Source organism: Herbaspirillum sp. alder98 (assembly GCF_020179755.1).
Lineage (GTDB): Bacteria > Pseudomonadota > Gammaproteobacteria > Burkholderiales > Burkholderiaceae_D > Herbaspirillum.
Genome location: NZ_JAIUCY010000001.1, coordinates 73,016 through 91,002 on the forward strand (window position 1 = coordinate 73,016; position 17,987 = coordinate 91,002).

Here is a 17,987-nt window from a genome sequence, read left to right on the forward strand (position 1 = left end):
CGCCGCCCATGGCAGCCGCGCAGCACAGGACTTCCTCCGTCAATCGCCGCCGTATGGGTTGGCCAGATTGCCGATATAGTTGTCGTACTTGGTGTATTGCCCCAAAAACGAGAGCCGGATGCTGCCGATGGGACCATTTCGCTGCTTGCCGATGATGATCTCGGCGGTTCCCTTGTCGGGCGAGTCCGGATTGTAAACCTCGTCGCGATAAATGAACAAAATAACGTCAGCATCCTGCTCGATCGCGCCGGATTCGCGCAAGTCGGACATCACGGGACGCTTGTTGGGACGTTGTTCAAGGGCACGGTTGAGCTGCGACAGCGCGATGACCGGACAATTGAGTTCCTTGGCCAGGCCCTTGAGGCTCCGCGAGATTTCCGAAATTTCGGAAGCGCGGTTCTCGGAAGAACTACCGCCGTTACCCGACATCAGCTGCAGGTAATCGATGATGATCAGGCCCAGCTTGCCGCATTGCCGTGCCAGGCGGCGCGAACGCGCCCGCAATTCGATCGGGCTCAGGGCGGGCGTCTCGTCGATGTAGAACTGCGCATCGTTCATCTTCTGGATCGCATGCGTCAGGCGTGGCCAGTCCTCGTCAAGCAGGCGACCGGTGCGCAGGCGGTGCTGGTCGAGCCGCCCCACCGAGCCCAGCATACGCATGGCCAGCTGGGTACCGCCCATTTCCATCGAGAACACAGCGACCGGCAGGCCACTCTCGATGGCCACCGTTTCGCCGATGTTGATCGAGAACGCAGTCTTACCCATCGAGGGACGGCCGGCGACGATGATCAGGTCGCCCGGCTGCAGGCCGGAAGTCATCTTGTCGAGATCGATGAAACCGGTCGGCACGCCCGTGATGTCGCTGGTATTGTCGCGGTTGTAAAGTTCGTCGATGCGCTCGACCACCTGCGTCAGCAGCGGCTGGATTTCCATGAAACCCTGGGTGCCGCGCGAGCCCTCTTCGGCGATCGCAAAGATCTTCGACTCGGCCTCGTCGAGCATCTGCTTGACGTCCTTGCCCTGCGGATTGAACGCATTGCCGGAGATCTCGTCGGCCACCGTGATGAGCTTGCGCAGGATACCGCGGTCGCGCACGATCTCGGCGTAACGACGGATGTTGGCAGCGGAGGGCGTGTTCTGCGCCAGGGCATTCAGGTAGACCAGGCCGCCGACTTCCTCGGCCTTGCCACTGTTGGACAGTGCTTCGAATACGGTGATGACGTCAGCCGGCTTGGTCGCATTGATCAGCTTGACGATGTGCTCGAAGATGATCCGGTGATCATAACGATAGAAGTCTTCGGGACTGACGAAGTCGGCGATCCGATCCCAGGCAGCGTTATCGAGTAACAGTCCACCCAGCACCGACTGCTCTGACTCGATCGAATGCGGGGGCACCCGCAGTGAATCGACCTCAGGATCGGACGAACCGCGAAACGGCGGGAATGAGTCTTTCGAAGCGCGGGATGATTCTTTCATGGCGCGCATTATAACCTGCTCTCGGAGATGGCCGTTGCCAGCCGGATGGCTGTCAGGCCGGGCAGTTGACACCGGCAGCCGGATTGCCCTGCACGACCAGCGATCCACACATGACAGCGTGCATCTGACGGGGCGATTTAGTTAGAAAATGGCAACAAAAAAGCCAGGCGAACCCGGCTTTCTTGTTGCAAATTGAATTGCAGCGAGCGTTTGATTACGCTTGCTCGCCCTTCACGGCGATGGTGACATCCACCACCACGTCGGTGTGCAGGGCGACGGCCACGGCGTGCTCGCCAACGATCTTCAACGGACCGTTAGGCAGGCGAACCAGCGACTTCTCGACCACGAAGCCCTTCTTGGCCAGTGCTTGAGCGATGTCGAAGTTGGTGACGGAACCGAACAGACGGCCATCAACGCCAGCCTTTTGGCCGATTTCGATGGTCGAACCAGCCAGCTTCTCGCCTTGAGCCTGAGCAGCTGCCAGCTTTTCAGCGGCGGCCTTCTCCAGGTCTGCACGCTTGGCTTCGAATTCAGCGATCGCGGTTTGCGTAGCACGACGTGCCTTGCGTTGCGGGATCAGGAAGTTACGTGCGAAACCGTCCTTGACGCGGACCACATCGCCCAGACCACCGAGATTACCAATCTTTTCCAACAGAATGACTTGCATGTTTTTCTCCTATTTCTCGGCCGATTACGCGTTGTGCAGATCGGTGTAAGGCACCAGGGCCAGGTAACGTGCGCGCTTGATCGCGGTGTCGACCTGACGTTGGTAGTGAGCCTTGGTACCGGTCAGACGTGCCGGCATGATCTTGCCGTTTTCCTGGACGAAGTCCTTCAGGGTCTCGACGTCCTTGTAATCGACCTGTTCAACGCCAGCGGCGGTGAAACGGCAGAATTTCTTGCGCTTGAACAGCGGGTTTTGCTGTTGGCGCTTTTGCTTCAGTTTGCTTTTATCGAACTTTTTACCGAATGCCATGATGAGGCTCCTGTATCTGTAAATTGGGTGAGATCTATCGGATCAACCGACCAGATCAAAATCAACGATGTGAAACACGACGCTCTTGCTGTTGCGATTCCTGCGGGCCAGAAAACCGGTGAACCGGAACGTGCCCCCCAGCGCTGCCCGATTGAGTCGACCGGAGATTTCCCCGGCGGCCATGGCCGCAATGTCGAACTCTACCTGGCGCTTGATGCCTGCTTCCACCTGTTCCGACTGGTGCTGCAACCTGGCAGTCACAATCGGGATACCGGCCGGTGTGTAACGCAATACATCGCGTTCGGCCAATAAGGCGACTACTTGAAGCTGGTTCACTGCGCTGGTGGCGCTGGTGCTTTCTATCGCAATCGGCAATTAGGCTGCCGGTGCTTCAGTGCGGGTCTTGGCCGCGTCTTCCTTCTGCACTGCCTTCAGGATCGGGGAAGGACCGGTTTCGGCCTTCTTGGTCTTGACGGTCAGGTGACGCAGGACTGCATCGTTGAACTTGAAGCCGGTTTCGATTTCGGCCAGCGTTTCGCTGTCGACTTCGATGTTCAGGCAGACGTAGTGTGCCTTGGCCAGTTTCTGGATCTGATAGGCCAGTTGACGACGGCCCCAATCTTCGACACGGTGCACCTTGCCGCCGCGAGTGGTGACGATGCCCTTGTAGCGCTCGATCATCGCCGGAACTTGCTCGCTTTGGTCCGGGTGGACGATAAATACGATTTCATAATGACGCATGTAGACTCCTTGTGGACTATTGACAGACGCCCACCCCGGCGTCAAGACGGGTGTGGGAAGAGGAAAGCCGGCAACTATACTCGAAATATGACACCGCCGCAATGTATCGACACGTTTGGCGAGGCTGGGCGGCGACAAGCGGTGTCCCGCGACCGGATCCGGCCAAACATTATCTATATAAGACACCCTGCCGCCGCCTGACGACAACATGTTGCCGTTGACACAAAGAATGTAACTGTATAAAAATACAGACTGTTCATACAAACAGCCTTTTTAAAGAAAAAGGCCTCCAACATGCTCAAGCTCACCGCGCGCCAGGAACAGATTCTCAACCTGATCAAGAACGCCATCGAAAACACCGGCTTCCCACCGACGCGCGCCGAGATCGCAGCAGAGCTCGGGTTCCGCTCGGCCAATGCCGCCGAGGAACACCTGCAGGCACTGGCCCGCAAGGGCGCCATCGAGATTTCACCCGGCACATCGCGCGGCATCCGGCTGCGCGAAAGCAGCACCGCCGGCATCAACCTCGGCAGCCAGATGGCGCTGCCGCATCCGGCACTGATGCAACTGACGCTGCCACTGGTGGGACGCGTGGCCGCCGGCTCGCCCATCCTGGCCCAGGAGCACATCGAGAAGAATTACCATGTCGACCCTGCCCTGTTCGCCTCGCGCCCCGACTACCTGCTGAAGGTGCGCGGCATGTCGATGCGCGACGCGGGCATTCTCGACGGCGACATCCTGGCAGTAAAAAAGGCCGACCAGGCCCGCAACGGCCAGATCGTGGTAGCTCGCCTGGGCGACGACGTGACCGTCAAGCGCTACCAGAAGACGGGGTCGAGCATCGCCCTGCTGCCCGAGAATCCCGACTTCGAACCGATCATTGTCGCCCCTGGCGCCGACGACTTCGCGCTGGAAGGCCTGGCCGTGGGCTTGCTGCGCAGCTGGTAAGTTTTTCCCGTAGACGGCGGCCTGCCTGCCAGTTTCCTGAATCCCCGACGCACGTTCGCGTGAAACGGGGATTTTTTGCATTCTGTTCGTACTTTCATTCACCGGCGTTGGCACATATCATGTGCCGTTATTGACACGCACCCGGCCCTCAGGGGAGGCGGCATACTAAATAAAAGCAAGGGAATCATCGATGTCGACGCGCAAGAAGAGCAACGCAAAAACCACCAAGCCAGCGGCCCCCACCCGCAATCTGCAAGACCTGCTGGATGTACGCGCCAGCCTGGACTTGCTGGATGACAGAAAGATCGACCAGGCCAAGGCCTTGTGCGACGCCGTACTCAAGCGCGCGCCCAACCTTGTATTTGCCCACAATGCGCGGGGCCTGATTGCCATGCATGAACTGGAATACCCGTTGGCAGAACGCTTCCTGCGTCGCGCCGTCGAGCTCGATCCCGGCAACGCGGAGTACATCACCACCCTGGGCACCATCGTCCTCAAGCAAGACCGCATCGACGAATCGATCAAGCTGTACGAAGAAGCCATTTCCATCGATCGCGATTCGCGCGAAGCGCGGGTCGGGCTGGCCAACGCCCTGCACGAGAAAAACGATCCGGATGCCTCGATCGCCTATTTCGAGGATGCCGCGCGGCGCGAACCGGAGGCGCCCGGCCCCCTGTCCCACCTGGGCCGCGCCCTGACCGACGCCAAACGCTTCAATGAAGCGGTGGCCGTCATCCTGAAGTCGCTGGAACTGCAGATCAGCTTCGCCCCGGCACATACTGCCCTGGGCGAGACATTCCACGCGATGGAACTCTACAAGGAAGCGCTGGAGTCGCTCAAGACCTCGATCCTGCTGGATCCGAAGGATGTGTACACACACAGCAAGATCGCCGACACCTATCTCAAGCTGAAGCAGGTCGAGCAGGCCAACGAACATTATCAACGCATCATCGAGATCGCGCCCAAGGACCCTAACAGTTACGCCAAGCTGGCCGTCAGCATCGCGGAAAACCAGCAGCGCACCGAGGAAGCCATGGTGTTATTCAAGAAGGCGCTCGAGATCGATCCTCGCCACGCTCTTACTTATAACAATATCGGCGCCGTCATGCATGAAGACGGCAAGTCCCTGGAAGCATTGGACTATTTCGAGAAGGCGCTGGAGATCCAGCCGACCTATGCGACTGCCCGCCACAATCTTGCACTTGGGCAACTTTTGCATGGCCGCATGCAGCAGGGCTGGGAAAATCATGAAAGTCGCCTGATCGTGCGCGAACGCACGCATGTGTATCGAATGATTCACAAGCTGTTCGAGATCATCCCGAAGTGGGATGGCAAGTCATCACTGGCAGGTAAATATATCCTGCTGATGCACGAGCAGGGTTTTGGCGACAGCATCCAGTTCGTGCGCTATGCCCGATTGCTGCAGGAGCGCGGCGCCCGCATCGCCCTGCACGTCAAGAACCCGTTGTACCGGCTGTTCCAGAGCTTCTCCAAGGACATCACGCTGGTGCGCGAGACCGACCCGCTGCCCAGCTGCGATTGCGCCTACGTGCTGATGAGCTTGCCGCATGCGCTCGGAAGCGACACCGTCGACGACATTCCAAGCTATCCCTCTTATCTGTCAGCTGCCCCAGGCGACCTGAAAAAATGGCAATCCCGATTAGCCGAGCTGGCGCCAGATGGCCGCCGCCTGAAAGTGGGCTTTGTCTGGGGCGGCAACCCTGAACACGCCAACGACAAGCGGCGCTCGATTCCATTAACAGAATTGCAACCCCTGTTCGCTCTGCCGGGCATCGACTTCATTTCGCTGCAAAAAGGAAAGCCCACCCAGGATCTCGCAACATTGCCCCCGGGCACGCCCGTCATCAACATGGGCGAAGAGTTCGGCGACTTTGCCGACACCGCCGCGGCCATCGCCAACCTCGACCTGGTCATCAGCGTCGATACGTCTGTCGTCCACCTCGCCGGCGCGCTGGGAGGACGCACATGGACCCTGCTGGCGCATATTCCGGATTGGCGCTGGCTGATGGACCGCGAGGACTCCCCCTGGTATCCGAACATGCGCCTGTTCCGTCAACCGGTCGCGCACGACTGGAAGCCGGTCATCCAAAAGATGGCCATCGAGCTGACTGCATTGCGGGATGGCAAGATCGACAACGCCTGAACCTGCGCGTTACCCCTGCACGGCCGCCCGATGAAAACATCGGGCGGCCGTTTGTCATTGCGAGACAGCCGTGATCCGAATCTACCCCTGATGCCATAACGAAACTAATTTCCTTAGTGCACGCTAAAAAATGCCTAAAGTTTTTAAAAACCGCGCCGAAAAAGGTTTGCTTGGTTATTTAAAGCACGCAGTTTTGGTTCGGAAGGCGTTGAAAAAGATTTTTTGCGTAAAACCCTAAACTTTTTCCAAGGCCACCCGATAAAGCAAGTAACAGAGGTTGAAACGCCTGAGGCTCATGGGTAGAAGACCAAAGTTAAGCACTGAAACTCGTATCATCGGTCTCAAATCTTAGGAGAATTAACATGGCATCAGTCATTAATACCAACATTGCGTCGCTCAACACCCAACGCAATCTGAACACCTCGCAATCGTCGCTGAACACCTCGATCCAGCGTCTGTCGTCTGGCCTGCGCGTCAACAGCGCGAAGGACGACGCCGCCGGCCTGGCAATCGCCGACCGTATGAACGCTCAGGTCAAGGGCCTGGCCGTTGCACAACGTAACGCCAACGACGGTATCTCGCTGGCGCAAACCGCTGAAGGCGCACTGTCGACTGTTACCGACAACCTGCAACGTATGCGTGAACTGGCTGTTCAGGCTTCGAACGGCTCCAACAGCGCACAAGATCGCAAGACCCTCAACGACGAATACAAGCAACTGTCGGATGAAGTCTTCCGCGTCCTGAACGGCACCCAGTTCAACGGCCAAAACCTGTTCACCGGTGTTGGTTCGGGCGCTAGCGCCGGTACTGGCTCGACTTCGGGCGCTGCTTCGGCTTCGCTGAGCCTGTCGTTCCAAGTTGGTGCAAACGTCACCGACAACAAGCTCAACGACCAGATCACCATCTCGCTGGCTGACTTGTCCAACGACGGCACCATCGCCGACGTGATCGGCACCAGCGCCAAGGGCCTGATCGGTCTGGGCGACACCTCGGGTGTGAGCACTGCACAAGCAACCTACACCTCGGCCAAGGCTGCCCTGGACAACCTGTTCGCTACCGGCTCGACTCTGACTGCCGAAGCACTGGCATCGTCGGCAGTGACCCTGCAATCGACTGTTGACAGCGCCAAGCTGTCGCTGGACAAGGCAGTTGCTGCCCCATCCGCTCAGAGCGATGCGCAAAAGGCGATCAAGAACCTGGACAAGGCGATCAGCTCGATCTCGTCCAAGCGTGCAGAGTTCGGTGCTGTGCAGAACCGCTTCACCGCAGTTATCAGCAACTTGCAAGTGTCGAGTGAGAACATCACTTCGTCGCGCAGCCGTATCATGGATGCCGACTACGCTGCCGAAACTGCAAACCTGACCCGTGCGCAGATTCTGCAACAGGCTGGTACCGCGATGTTGTCGAAAGCCAACGCGGCGCCGCAGTCGGTCCTGTCGCTGCTGCAAGGCTAATCCGCTCCGCTGATTAGATGACGTGCGGGGAATAGATTATTATTCTCCGCACGTTCCAATTAAGGAAGGGAGTAACATCATGTCGATCACCCCACTCAACAACACGGTCACAGGGGACTCCGGCACTGCATACGCATCACAAGCACCGGTATCTCAAAGTGCTCCAGTCGCATCAACGGTTGCCGTTGCTGCAACAGCGACACCTGTTGCCACAAATCAAAAACCAAGCGAGAAAGAAGTTGATACGGCTGTTGCCAAACTCAACGAATTCGCCGCTAACAACGCCACTTCTCTGAACTTTTCGCAAGACAAGGACACTGGAGAGACGGTGATTAAAGTTATCGACACCGACACCGACAAGGTCCTGCTGCAGATTCCCACTGTAGAAGCCATTGCGATATCGAAGTCGATCGCCAAGATGCGCGGGCTGCTGCTGAACGACAAAGCCTGACATCGGGGTTTATCAGAACTCTGTCACTGACTGAAGTCTGGTATGAACTGTAGTACTGTGAATAATATTATGTGCAACGGCCTTGCCACAGCACATGAGAGCCTCCGGTACTCCATTTCATAACGGATTTAAATTTCCCGCACAGCGTCATCAAGCATCGACGCCGACCCTGAGAGCGCCATTTTGCCCCTCTTGCCCGCGGCTCGCCTGCAAAGCTGTGCGAAACGCATGGATTCAGGAGCAAAACAATGGCGACTTCCGCTGGTACGATTTCCACTTCCGCAGGCCCGCTTGACGTCGCCACCTTGGTCAGCAAGCTGGTGCAGGCAGAAGCCAACACCCAACTGACGCCACTGACGGACCAGGCGACCAGCTACAACACGCTGATCTCGGCCTACGGCACCCTCAAAGCCTCGCTGTCGACCTATCAGAGCGCCATCAAGGCCATGACCTCGGCCAGCTTCAGTGCGCAAAAAGCCACGCTCAGCAATGCCGGCACCGGCACCGGCCTGACCACGGATCCACTGACGGCCGATATCAACACCGACACATCGACCAAGGTATTGGCCCAGAAGCTGCAGTCCAAGGGCTTTGCCGCAGGCACCACCTTCAACGCCGGTGACTCGATCGCCATCAAGGTCGGCACCGACCAGCCTACATTCGTCACGCTCCAGGCCAATGCCACGCTGTCTGGCGTGCGCGATGCCATCAATGCCTCCAAGTCCGGTGTCACCGCCTCGATCGTCACGGACGGCACCGGCGATCACCTGGTATTCGAATCGAATACTGGCGGCACCGCCAATACCATCAAGATCACGGCCAACAATTCGTTGTCGGATATGGCGTACGATCCGAACAGCAGCACCCCCAGTACCGTGACCCAGATCCAGGCGCCACGTGATGCCGCCAAGGCCGCCTCCGGCAGCTATACCATCGGCGTGACGCAGCTGGCGCAGGCGCAAAAGGTCAGCTCGGCCGGGATTGCCCCCGGTGCCAAGTTCGAAAACGGGCTGCTGGCGATCAAGACCGGCACCGGCTCGACCACCATCATCAAGCCCGCCTCTAATACCCTGGCTGGCGTTCGCGATGCGATCAATTCCAGCGAGGCCGGTGTCACCGCCACGATCGTCAGTGACGGCACCAACGATCACCTGGTGGTCTCGGCCAAGGACAGCGGCGCGACCAACACCATCCGCATCACCGGCACCAGCGACTTCGCCGCATTCAGCTTCGACCCGAGCGGCAAATACACCTCGCCCAATGTCACACCGGGCGCGACTTTTGCCAGCGGCACGCTGAACCTGAAGGTCGGCGACAGCACGGTGGCCATCAATCCTACCGATGCCAATGGCAGCGGCGCGATCGATCTCAATGACGTCATGCAGGCGATCAACGGGGCCAACGCCGGCGTCACCGCCAGCATCAGCAACGACGGTTCCAACGATCACCTGGTGCTGACACCGAGCGGCACCAGTGCGGTGTCGCTGACCGGCACCAACGACTACTCGTCCCTGACCGGTGGCACCATGGGCCAGTTGATGAAAGCCCAGGACGCCAAGATGACGATTGACGGCGTGACCGTCACCAGCGCCAGCAACAAAGTCGAGAATGCCGTTTCCGGCGTGACCTTCAATCTGGCCAAAGTCACCACTGCGGACGACAAGTTCACGCTCAACGTCGCCAACGACACCACTGGCATCACCACCACGGCCACCAGTTTCGTGACGGCCTATAACACTTTGGCCAAGTCGATTGCCAGCCTGACCAAGCAGACGCCGTCGACTACCCTGGGCGAATCGACCAGCGCTTCACCGCTGGCCAGCGAGTCGTCGGTGCAGAACATCATGACGCAATTGCGCAGCACGCTCTTTGGCACCGTCACCGGCGGCAACGGCATCAGTTCGCTGGGCGACATCGGGATCAGCTTCCAGAAGGACGGCACGCTGGCGCTCGACAATACCAAACTGACAACTGCCTCATCTGCCAATTTTGCCGGGATTGACAACCTCTTTTCGTCGACTAATGGTATTGTTACCAAGCTCACTACGCTCATGGATAGCATCCTGGGCGATGGTGGCATCATTGCAACCAAGACAAATGGCCTCCAGGCCAGCCTGAAGATCAACACTGACCGGCAGACGGCAGTGCAAGCGCGACTGTCAACCTTGAAAGATAGTTACACCAATCAGTTCAACAGGCTTAACGTCACGTTGGCCAGCATGCAGGCTACCCAGAGTTATCTGACCCAGCAACTGGCTAGCTTGTCCAGCAGCACCAGCGCCTGATTTGTTGCAGGTGAAACAGCGCGCATAGGAGAACGTCATGTTCGGAAGTATTAATCGCGGGGCCAATGCGTATGCCAAGGTTGGCGTTGAGACCGGGGTGTTCGCGGCCAGTCCGCACAAACTCATCACGATGCTGTTCGACGGTGCGCTGATGGCCATGTCCATGGGCAAGAAATACATGGCCGAGGGCAATATCAAGCAAAAGGGTGAGTCCATCACCAAGGCCATCCTGATCATCGACAACGGCCTGCGCGCCAGCCTCAACAAGGATGTCGGTGGCGACATGGCGCTCAACCTGGACGCCTTGTACGAATACATGAGCCGCCGCCTGTTCGAAGCCAACGTCAGCAACAATCCCGAGATCCTGACCGAGATCCATGGCCTGCTCGACGGCATCCGGGATGCATGGCAACAGATCGAACCGCAAGTCGGCGCTAGCGCGCAGCCAGCTCAGCCAGCGTTTGACGCCCGGCAAAGCTTTGCCAAGGCATGACCATGACCAGTGACGAAGTCATCTCCCTCTATGAGTCGGTCGCCCAATTGACCGATCAGATGTTGGCTGCCGCGCGCGCCAATGACTGGGAGCTGCTGGCCTCGCTCGAAGAGCAGTCTGGTACTTACATCGCGACCCTGCGCAATCTCGAGGATCACGTGCAGTTGTCCGAGCAGCACCGCAATCGCAAGGTCGAGATCATCCGCAAGGTGCTGGAGGACGACCGCGACATCCGCAACCTCACGGAACCCGGCCTGCGCCGGCTCTCGGCTCTGATCCAGAGCAACCAAACCGAACAGAAACTGCTTAATACCTACGGCATGGGCGGTTGAGCATGCTGCCGCGGGTCGACATCGCCAACGCCGTGACGCCAGTCAATTCGGTCGATGCGGCCACGGCCATCATCTCGGTTGCCGATACCCGGCAAGAAGCGGTCAGCCGACTGTCGCAAATCGCCATCGGCCAGCAGATGGCCGGTCGCGTGGTCTCCGCCTTCAATGATGGCACTTTCCTGGTCAAGATCGCCAACACCGCCGCACGCATGGTATTGCCGGCCAACGCCCGCACCGGCGATTCGCTGATCCTGACCCTGGTCGGCAAGGACCCCCGCCCTACTTTCGCCCTCAAGGAGGGCAGCCTGCAGCAGGATGACGAAAGCGCGGCAGTCGCGCTCAGCACTGCCGGGCGCGCCATGCAGAAAGACCTCAAGATTCTGCAGCAGGTACAGCGCGACGGTGCCGGCGGCGTCGCCGAGAATGTCGAGGTGCCGGATGAGCTGGGCGCTGACGGCAAGCGCCAGGGCCAGGCCAATACCCCCTCCAGCAGCACCACCACACTGAGCAATGCCGGCAAGCTGATCGACAGCCTGTTGCTGGCATCGCAACAGGGCAATGTCGCCAAGCACGTGACGTCATCAACCCCGCTGGGCCAGGCAGGCGCACCGGCCGGCCAGATGGCGGGCGCCCTGCAAGACGCCATCACCTACAGCGGCGTGTTCTATGAGTCGCATGTCTCGGCCTGGGCCGAAGGCAAGCGCCCGGCCGAAGAGTTATTAAAAGAACCACAGTCCCAGGTGGCGCGCCAGGCCAATGGCAATGTCAACCTGCTGAACCAGAACGACCCGGCGCCAAGTCAGCTGGGCCAGATCGTCAACCTGCAGCTCAACGCCCTGGAACAACAACGCGTGGTGTGGCACGGCGAGGTCTGGCCGGGCCAGCAGATGGAATGGGAAATCAACCAGGGGCAGGACGACAACCAGAAGCCGCTCGATCCGGAATCTTCACAGGCCCCCACCTGGCATAGCGTGGTGCGCTTCAATTTTGCGCAACTGGGCCAGGTATCGGCGTCGATCCGCCTGATCGGCCAGCAGATCCACGTCCAGGTAAAGGCCGACAATCCCGCCGCCACCGCTGCCCTGCGCAGCAACGGCCAACTCTTTGCCAGCGCCATGGCGGCGGCCGGCACCTCACTGGACTCGTTGATTGTCAAGCAAGATGGAGAAGCCTAATATTCCCCTGCAGAACGCGGTTGCCCTGGCCTATAACGCCAGCCGGGCAGCGCCGACCGTGGTGGCCAAGGGGAGCGGCCTGGTGGCCGAGGCAATCATCGCCCGGGCTCGCGAAAGCGGCGTCTTCGTCCACGAATCGAAGGAGCTGGTATCGCTGCTGATGCAGGTCGAACTCGACCAGCAAATCCCCCCCGCGCTATACCGGACTGTCGCAGAATTGCTCGCATGGCTTTATCGTATTGAAAATATGCAATTAATTGATCCGGTGCTGTATGATACGGGACCAAATTACTCAAATAATCCTTCGGGGGAAAGCGATTCCATTCGCTGAATTCGACGTACAGACGCACAGATGGCTAACAACGACGAGATCGACGACGACAGCCCTTACCGGGTTCATTCACGGAGGGAAATCCTTTCCCTGCTGACTAGCATGCTGGAGAAAAACCAGTTGCTGAGCCTGTTCATCAAAGGCGGCTCGGAATCCGTCATCACGTCGATTCTCGAGATCGACGACGACGACGATTCCCTGATCATCGATGCCGCGCCCAGCGCGACGCTGAACGATCATATCGTGGCCAGCAAGACCATCGGTTTCGAAGCGCTGTACAACAACATCCGCATCACCTTCAATTCCGACCAGGCGACTGCTTGCGAGCACCAGAACCGCCCGGCCCTGAAGATTGCCATCCCGGCCAGCCTGGTTCGCCTGCAACGCCGCGAGTACTTCCGCATCGCCACCCCCATCGCCAAGCCGCTGCGCTGCACTTTCCGCGTGACCCAGGCAGATGGATCCTTCGTCACCATTGTCACGATGCTCAACAACATCAGTGCCGGCGGCGTAGGCATCACCGACGAGAAGAAGGTATTGCCGACCACCATCGGCGTGATCTACGAAGATTGCCAGCTCGAACTGACGGATAACACGCTGGTGTCGGTCAAGCTGCAGATCCGTGATTGCAAGGAATTCAAGCTGACCACCGGCAAGACGGTCAATCGCTACGGCTGCGAATTCATCGACATCCCGCGTGCTGTACTGGCAGCCATCCAGCGTTTCATCACCAAGCTCGAACGCGAACAGAATGCCAAGGCTTCCGGCATGATGTGATGCCGTATCCGGCCATCGATAAAAAAGCCTGCACTGCAGGCTTTTTTTACGTTCGCCGATTTTGCGCCGCACAACCGGCACTGCGACCGAGCCGCTTTATTTCCATACAGGAAATAAAGTAATGACAAACAAGCATCTATCACGCCAACAAAAATAACAAAATAACAAAAAAGGCGCCCGCAGGCGCCTTGCTGAACCGGATAGGTAGCACCGCAGAAAATCACACCTGCATGGTCATCATGTCGCGATAGGCGGACACCAGCTTGTTGCGCACCTGGATGCTGGTCTGGAACGAGATGCTGGCCTTCTGGCCCGCAATCATCACATCCGACAGATTGACGTTGTCATCGCCCAGCGCGAACGCCTGCGACATCTTCGAAGCGCTCTGCTGCGACGTATTGACCTGGTCAATCGCGCCCTTGAGCACGTCGGAGAAGTCGACCCGGGGCGCCGCCTTCTCGACCTGCAATGCACCCGGGCGAGCGACTTCGCTCACGCCCTGCGCCTTGGCTGCAGCCGCCTTCAACTGGGCCACCATCGCCTCGATGCGGCTGGTGTCGATCACACTTTGTACGGCCATTTTGCTCGCTCCTTGATCAGCTTTCGGCGCGCTTGCAACGCGCCCACACGCAGTAATTCCTTATAGATCAGCACCTTAGCATGATTGCATTTACATCTCGCAACAATAAGCGGGTAATTTTCAGTTCTGTTCGGGCGATCAAATTCCCTCGCCGCAAGGACAATCCACACTGAGCAAAAAACCTATTCGAGGGCAGGTAAGCAGTGGACAAAGTCATTATCAAGCCGGCAACCGAGGGCGCGCCAAAGGACAAATCATGGCGGTAGCAGCCGACGGTACGATGACCAGCGACACCAATAATCCGGACGACGGATCAGGCCAGGGCTCGCCTCAGCCAGGCGTGATGGGCTACGCCCGCTCGCCGCAAGGCAAGCGCATCCTGCTCATCATCGCAGCCGCCGCCACCGTGGCGCTGATGATCGGCATCTGGATGTGGAGCCAGAAGATCGAATACCGGGTGCTGTTCTCCAACTTCAACGACCGCGACGGCGGCGCCATCGTGGCCTCGTTGCAGACCATGAACGTGCCCTACAAGTATTCGGACGGCGGCTCGGCCATCCTGGTGCCTGAAAACATGGTGCATGACGCACGCCTGAAACTGGCCTCGCAAGGCTTGCCCAAGGGTGGCAATGTCGGCTTCGAGGTGATGGAAAACCAGAAGCTGGGCGTCTCGCAGTTCCTTGAGCAGGTCAACTTCCAGCGTGCCCTCGAAGGCGAACTGGCGCGTTCGGTGCAATCCCTCTCGTCCGTGCAATCGGCCCGCGTGCACCTGGCGTTGCCCAAGGCATCGGTGTTCGTGCGCGACCAGCAAAAACCGACTGCTTCGATCGTGCTGAGCCTCTACCCCGGCCGCTTCCTCGATGGCCAGCAAGTCAGCGCGATCGTTCACCTGGTAGCCAGCAGCGTGCCTGAACTCTCGCCGAAGGCAGTCACCATCGTCGACCAGAACGGCAACCTGCTCTCCGACACCACCAAGCAAACCCAGACCAACACCCTCGATCCGACCCAGCTGAAGTATGTCCAGGACATGCAGCAGGACATCGTCAAGCGCGTCGAATCGATCATCGCCCCGATCGTGGGCACCGGCAACGTGCGTGCCGAAGCCACCGCCGATATCGACTTCTCCCGCACCGAGCAGGCTTCCGAAGCCTACAAGCCGAACCAGACGCAAGACACGGCGGCGGTGCGCAGCAAGCAGAGCAGCGAAGCCTCCAACTCGTCTTCCGGCACCTCCGGCATCCCGGGCGCGCTGAGCAATCAGCCCCCTGCCCCGGCGACCGCGCCGATCGTCAACCCGGCGGCCGCCAATGCCACCGGCCAGGCCGGTGCGGCACCTGGAGCAGCGCCGACGGCCACTTCGCAAGGCAATTCGCGCAAGGACGAGACCGTCAACTACGAAGTCGACAAGACGGTACGCTACACCCAGCAACCGATCGGTGGCGTGCGTCGCCTGACGGTCGCGGTGGTGGTCAACTACAAGCGCACGCTGGACAACACCGGCAAGATCGTGATGCGTCCGCTGACCGAAGCCGAGCGCAACCAGATCAGTGACCTGGTACGCGAAGCGATGGGCTTCAACAAGGATCGCGGCGACTCGCTCAACGTGGTCAACACCCAGTTCAATACCGACCTGGAACCGGAAGTCCCGCTCTGGAAGCAACCGGGCATGATCGAACTGGCCAAGGAAATCGGCAAGTACGTGCTGCTGGGAGCGGTGCTGCTGTACCTCTACTTCGGTGTGTTGCGCCCGATCATCTGGAAGCTGTCGGGCCGCGAAGAACGCGAACGCCTGGCCAAGGAAAAAGCCGAGGCCGAAGCCCAGGCCGCCGCAGCAGCAGCTGCTGCCGGGTTCGATCCGGACGATCCGGACGCCATCGTCAACCTGTCCGGCGAGCCCGCCATCGACGAGCGCGCGCAGTACAAGGCCAATCTCGAAACCGCCAAGCAGTGGGCCAAGAACGATCCGAAACTGGTGGCAAGCATCATTAAGACATGGGTGAACAATGAGTAACGACGGCGTTCAGAAAGGTGCCATCCTGATGCTGGCGCTGGGCGAAGACGAAGCCGCCGAGGTCATGAAGTATCTCGGGCCTCGCGAAGTCCAGAAGCTCGGCGCGGCCATGTCCGCCCTCAAGAACATCAGCTTCGAGGACATCAATGCCGTGCTTGAAGACTTCGTGGCCGAAACCGGCCAGGCCTCTTCGCTGGGCCTGGATTCGGACGAGTACATCCGCAGCGTGCTGACCAAGGCGCTGGGCGACGACAAGGCCACCTCGCTGCTCAACCGCATCCTCGGCGGGCGCGATGCCAGCGGCATCGAAAGCCTCAAGTGGATGGATGCGCAATCGGTGGCCGAACTCATCCGCAACGAACACCCGCAGATCATCGCCACCATCCTGGTGCACCTCGAGCGCGACCACGCCTGCGGCATCATGAACAATTTCACGGAACGTCTGCGCAACGACGTGATCCTTCGTATTGCCACCCTGGACGGCGTCCAACCGGCCGCGCTGCGCGAGCTCAACGACGTGCTGACCAAGCTGCTGACCGGCAACGAAAGCCTGAAGAAGCAGCAAATGGGTGGTATCCGTACCGCGGCCGAGATCCTCAACTTCATGTCGGGCGAGAACGAGACCTCGGTGATGAACAACCTGCGCTCCTACGACGAAGACATGGCGCAGAAGATCATGGACGAGATGTTCGTCTTCGAAAACGTCATCGACATCGATGGCCGCGGCATCCAGTTGCTGCTGCGCGAAGTCCAGTCCGAGTCGCTCATCGTTGCGCTCAAGGGTGCATCGCAAGGTCTGCGCGACAAGATCTTCGCCAACATGTCGCAACGTGCGGCCGAGATGATGAAGGAAGACCTGGAATCCAAGGGTCCGGTGCGTCTGTCCGAAGTCGACGCGCAACAAAAGGCGATCCTGCAGATCGTGCGCCGTCTGGCCGACGAAGGCCAGATCGTGCTGGGCGCCAAGGGCGAGGATGCCTTCGTCTGATGACGCAAGTCATGGCGGCGACCATCGCACCGTGTTCGCCCGCCTGTTAGAGCTGGAGTTAATGTAATGCGTGCGAAGATCATTCCGAAGGAAGAAATGACGCCCTACCAGCGCTGGGAGCTGGCGTCTTTCAACGAACCCGAGCCGGAGCCGCCTCAGCCCGAGCTGGTGGAGGAGGACGATCTCGAAGAACCCCCGCCACCGCCGCAACTGACCGCCGAACAGCTGGACGCCATACGCGAAGCAGCCCGCCAGGAAGGCTTTGCCGAAGGCCGCCAGCACGGACTGGAAGCCGGGCGCGCCGAAGGCTACATGGCGGGTCTGCAGCAAGGCCAGAAGGAAGTCAACGAGACCATCGCTCACCTGCGCCAGATCGCCAGCAACTTCGGCACCGAAGTGGCCCAGTGCAGCGAGACCATGGCGCCCGAATTGCTCGACCTGGCACTGGACCTGGCCAAGGCCATGCTCAAGACCGCGCTCAAGGTCAATCCCGAGCTGATCCTGCCCACCGTCAGCGAAGCCATCCAGTCGTTACCGGTATTGCAACTGCCAGCCACCGTCACGCTGCACCCCGACGATGCCGCCCTGGTGCGCGAGCACATGAACGAAGAGCTCACCAAGCACGGCTGGAAGATTGAGGAAGACCCGCAGATTGCACGCGGCGGCTGCCGCATCGCCACCCGCACCAACCACGTCGACGCCACCGCCGAAACGCGCTGGAAGCGCCTGGCCGAGTCGCTGTCGCGCAAGCTCGACTGGCTGGACTGACGCCATGACCGCGCCCAACGCCCTGCCCGCTGTTTCT

At 59.4% G+C, this 17,987-nt stretch carries 19 protein-coding genes; 13 read left to right on the forward strand and 6 right to left on the reverse strand.

The features are described from left to right. Positions 1-39: 39 nt before the first annotated feature. The 5 genes from LBW87_RS00340 to rpsF form a co-directional block, all read right to left on the reverse strand. A complete protein-coding gene (locus tag LBW87_RS00340) occupies positions 40-1,485 on the reverse strand; it encodes a replicative DNA helicase (RefSeq protein ID WP_225199458.1) in 1,446 nt (481 codons plus the stop codon). A gap of 205 nt (positions 1,486-1,690) precedes the next feature. Beyond that, positions 1,691-2,143, reverse strand: coding sequence for a 50S ribosomal protein L9 (rplI, locus tag LBW87_RS00345; protein WP_225199459.1), 453 nt, complete (start codon positions 2,141-2,143; stop codon positions 1,691-1,693). Positions 2,144-2,167: 24 nt separating this feature from the next. After that, positions 2,168-2,452: a 30S ribosomal protein S18 gene (rpsR, locus tag LBW87_RS00350; RefSeq protein ID WP_008113365.1), complete on the reverse strand. Its 285-nt coding sequence runs from the start codon at positions 2,450-2,452 to the stop codon at positions 2,168-2,170. Positions 2,453-2,494: 42 nt separating this feature from the next. Next, positions 2,495-2,788 (reverse strand): primosomal replication protein N, encoded by a 294-nt coding sequence (gene priB, locus LBW87_RS00355; RefSeq protein WP_225199460.1) that lies wholly within the window; start codon positions 2,786-2,788, stop codon positions 2,495-2,497. A 39-nt stretch (positions 2,789-2,827) separates the two neighbouring features. Beyond that, positions 2,828-3,193 carry a 30S ribosomal protein S6 gene (gene rpsF, locus LBW87_RS00360; protein WP_008113362.1) on the reverse strand — a complete coding sequence of 122 codons (366 nt, stop codon included), beginning with the start codon at positions 3,191-3,193 and terminating at the stop codon, positions 2,828-2,830. Positions 3,194-3,487: 294 nt separating this feature from the next. Here rpsF and lexA point away from each other — a divergent pair, with 294 nt between their 5' ends. From lexA to LBW87_RS00410, 10 genes are all read left to right on the forward strand, one after another. Beyond that, entirely contained in the window at positions 3,488-4,141 is a 654-nt protein-coding gene (gene lexA, locus LBW87_RS00365; RefSeq protein ID WP_225199461.1) for a transcriptional repressor LexA, read from the forward strand. A gap of 190 nt (positions 4,142-4,331) precedes the next feature. Next, the gene (locus LBW87_RS00370; RefSeq protein WP_225199462.1) at positions 4,332-6,305 is read left to right on the forward strand and encodes a tetratricopeptide repeat protein; all 1,974 of its coding nucleotides are present in this window, start codon (positions 4,332-4,334) and stop codon (positions 6,303-6,305) included. A gap of 362 nt (positions 6,306-6,667) precedes the next feature. Then, positions 6,668-7,759, forward strand: coding sequence for a flagellin (locus LBW87_RS00375; protein ID WP_225199463.1), 1,092 nt, complete (start codon positions 6,668-6,670; stop codon positions 7,757-7,759). A gap of 79 nt (positions 7,760-7,838) precedes the next feature. After that, positions 7,839-8,210: a flagellar protein FlaG gene (locus tag LBW87_RS00380; protein WP_225199464.1), complete on the forward strand. Its 372-nt coding sequence runs from the start codon at positions 7,839-7,841 to the stop codon at positions 8,208-8,210. Positions 8,211-8,458: 248 nt separating this feature from the next. After that, a complete protein-coding gene (fliD, locus tag LBW87_RS00385) occupies positions 8,459-10,495 on the forward strand; it encodes a flagellar filament capping protein FliD (RefSeq protein ID WP_225199465.1) in 2,037 nt (678 codons plus the stop codon). 37 nt (positions 10,496-10,532) lie between these two features. After that, on the forward strand, positions 10,533-10,988 hold the full coding sequence (fliS, locus tag LBW87_RS00390; RefSeq protein WP_225199466.1) for a flagellar export chaperone FliS: 456 nt from the start codon (positions 10,533-10,535) through the stop codon (positions 10,986-10,988). A gap of 2 nt (positions 10,989-10,990) precedes the next feature. After that, on the forward strand, positions 10,991-11,320 hold the full coding sequence (locus tag LBW87_RS00395) for a flagellar protein FliT (RefSeq protein WP_225199467.1): 330 nt from the start codon (positions 10,991-10,993) through the stop codon (positions 11,318-11,320). Positions 11,321-11,322: 2 nt separating this feature from the next. Then, entirely contained in the window at positions 11,323-12,495 is a 1,173-nt protein-coding gene (locus tag LBW87_RS00400) for a flagellar hook-length control protein FliK (RefSeq protein ID WP_225200314.1), read from the forward strand. Beyond that, positions 12,482-12,826 carry an EscU/YscU/HrcU family type III secretion system export apparatus switch protein gene (locus LBW87_RS00405; protein WP_225199468.1) on the forward strand — a complete coding sequence of 115 codons (345 nt, stop codon included), beginning with the start codon at positions 12,482-12,484 and terminating at the stop codon, positions 12,824-12,826. Before LBW87_RS00400 ends, LBW87_RS00405 begins: the two co-directional genes overlap by 14 nt. A gap of 21 nt (positions 12,827-12,847) precedes the next feature. After that, a complete protein-coding gene (locus tag LBW87_RS00410; protein ID WP_225199469.1) occupies positions 12,848-13,603 on the forward strand; it encodes a flagellar brake protein in 756 nt (251 codons plus the stop codon). A 220-nt stretch (positions 13,604-13,823) separates the two neighbouring features. On the opposite strand, the gene fliE is transcribed toward LBW87_RS00410, so the two are convergent. Then, positions 13,824-14,183 carry a flagellar hook-basal body complex protein FliE gene (gene fliE, locus LBW87_RS00415; protein WP_225199470.1) on the reverse strand — a complete coding sequence of 120 codons (360 nt, stop codon included), beginning with the start codon at positions 14,181-14,183 and terminating at the stop codon, positions 13,824-13,826. A 256-nt stretch (positions 14,184-14,439) separates the two neighbouring features. Here fliE and fliF point away from each other — a divergent pair, with 256 nt between their 5' ends. The 3 genes from fliF (at position 14,440) to fliH (ending at position 17,950) form a co-directional block, all read left to right on the forward strand. Further along, positions 14,440-16,194: a flagellar basal-body MS-ring/collar protein FliF gene (gene fliF / locus LBW87_RS00420; protein WP_225199471.1), complete on the forward strand. Its 1,755-nt coding sequence runs from the start codon at positions 14,440-14,442 to the stop codon at positions 16,192-16,194. After that, on the forward strand, positions 16,187-17,182 hold the full coding sequence (fliG, locus tag LBW87_RS00425) for a flagellar motor switch protein FliG (RefSeq protein WP_008113336.1): 996 nt from the start codon (positions 16,187-16,189) through the stop codon (positions 17,180-17,182). Before fliF ends, fliG begins: the two co-directional genes overlap by 8 nt. A gap of 66 nt (positions 17,183-17,248) precedes the next feature. Beyond that, on the forward strand, positions 17,249-17,950 hold the full coding sequence (fliH, locus tag LBW87_RS00430; RefSeq protein WP_225199472.1) for a flagellar assembly protein FliH: 702 nt from the start codon (positions 17,249-17,251) through the stop codon (positions 17,948-17,950). Positions 17,951-17,987: the final 37 nt, after the last annotated feature.

Coding starts and splice junctions, on each gene's coding strand:
- fliH (WP_225199472.1), top strand. CDS start 17,249: ATGCGTGCGAAGATCATTCCGAAGGAAGAAATGACGCCCTACCAGCGC.
- LBW87_RS00405 (WP_225199468.1), top strand. CDS start 12,482: ATGGAGAAGCCTAATATTCCCCTGCAGAACGCGGTTGCCCTGGCCTAT.
- fliS (WP_225199466.1), top strand. CDS start 10,533: ATGTTCGGAAGTATTAATCGCGGGGCCAATGCGTATGCCAAGGTTGGC.
- LBW87_RS00400 (WP_225200314.1), top strand. CDS start 11,323: ATGCTGCCGCGGGTCGACATCGCCAACGCCGTGACGCCAGTCAATTCG.
- LBW87_RS00410 (WP_225199469.1), top strand. CDS start 12,848: ATGGCTAACAACGACGAGATCGACGACGACAGCCCTTACCGGGTTCAT.
- LBW87_RS00395 (WP_225199467.1), top strand. CDS start 10,991: ATGACCAGTGACGAAGTCATCTCCCTCTATGAGTCGGTCGCCCAATTG.
- rpsF (WP_008113362.1), bottom strand. CDS start 3,193: ATGCGTCATTATGAAATCGTATTTATCGTCCACCCGGACCAAAGCGAG.
- LBW87_RS00340 (WP_225199458.1), bottom strand. CDS start 1,485: ATGCGCGCCATGAAAGAATCATCCCGCGCTTCGAAAGACTCATTCCCG.
- LBW87_RS00375 (WP_225199463.1), top strand. CDS start 6,668: ATGGCATCAGTCATTAATACCAACATTGCGTCGCTCAACACCCAACGC.
- fliF (WP_225199471.1), top strand. CDS start 14,440: ATGGCGGTAGCAGCCGACGGTACGATGACCAGCGACACCAATAATCCG.
- fliE (WP_225199470.1), bottom strand. CDS start 14,183: ATGGCCGTACAAAGTGTGATCGACACCAGCCGCATCGAGGCGATGGTG.
- fliD (WP_225199465.1), top strand. CDS start 8,459: ATGGCGACTTCCGCTGGTACGATTTCCACTTCCGCAGGCCCGCTTGAC.
- rplI (WP_225199459.1), bottom strand. CDS start 2,143: ATGCAAGTCATTCTGTTGGAAAAGATTGGTAATCTCGGTGGTCTGGGC.
- fliG (WP_008113336.1), top strand. CDS start 16,187: ATGAGTAACGACGGCGTTCAGAAAGGTGCCATCCTGATGCTGGCGCTG.
- lexA (WP_225199461.1), top strand. CDS start 3,488: ATGCTCAAGCTCACCGCGCGCCAGGAACAGATTCTCAACCTGATCAAG.
- LBW87_RS00380 (WP_225199464.1), top strand. CDS start 7,839: ATGTCGATCACCCCACTCAACAACACGGTCACAGGGGACTCCGGCACT.
- rpsR (WP_008113365.1), bottom strand. CDS start 2,452: ATGGCATTCGGTAAAAAGTTCGATAAAAGCAAACTGAAGCAAAAGCGC.
- LBW87_RS00370 (WP_225199462.1), top strand. CDS start 4,332: ATGTCGACGCGCAAGAAGAGCAACGCAAAAACCACCAAGCCAGCGGCC.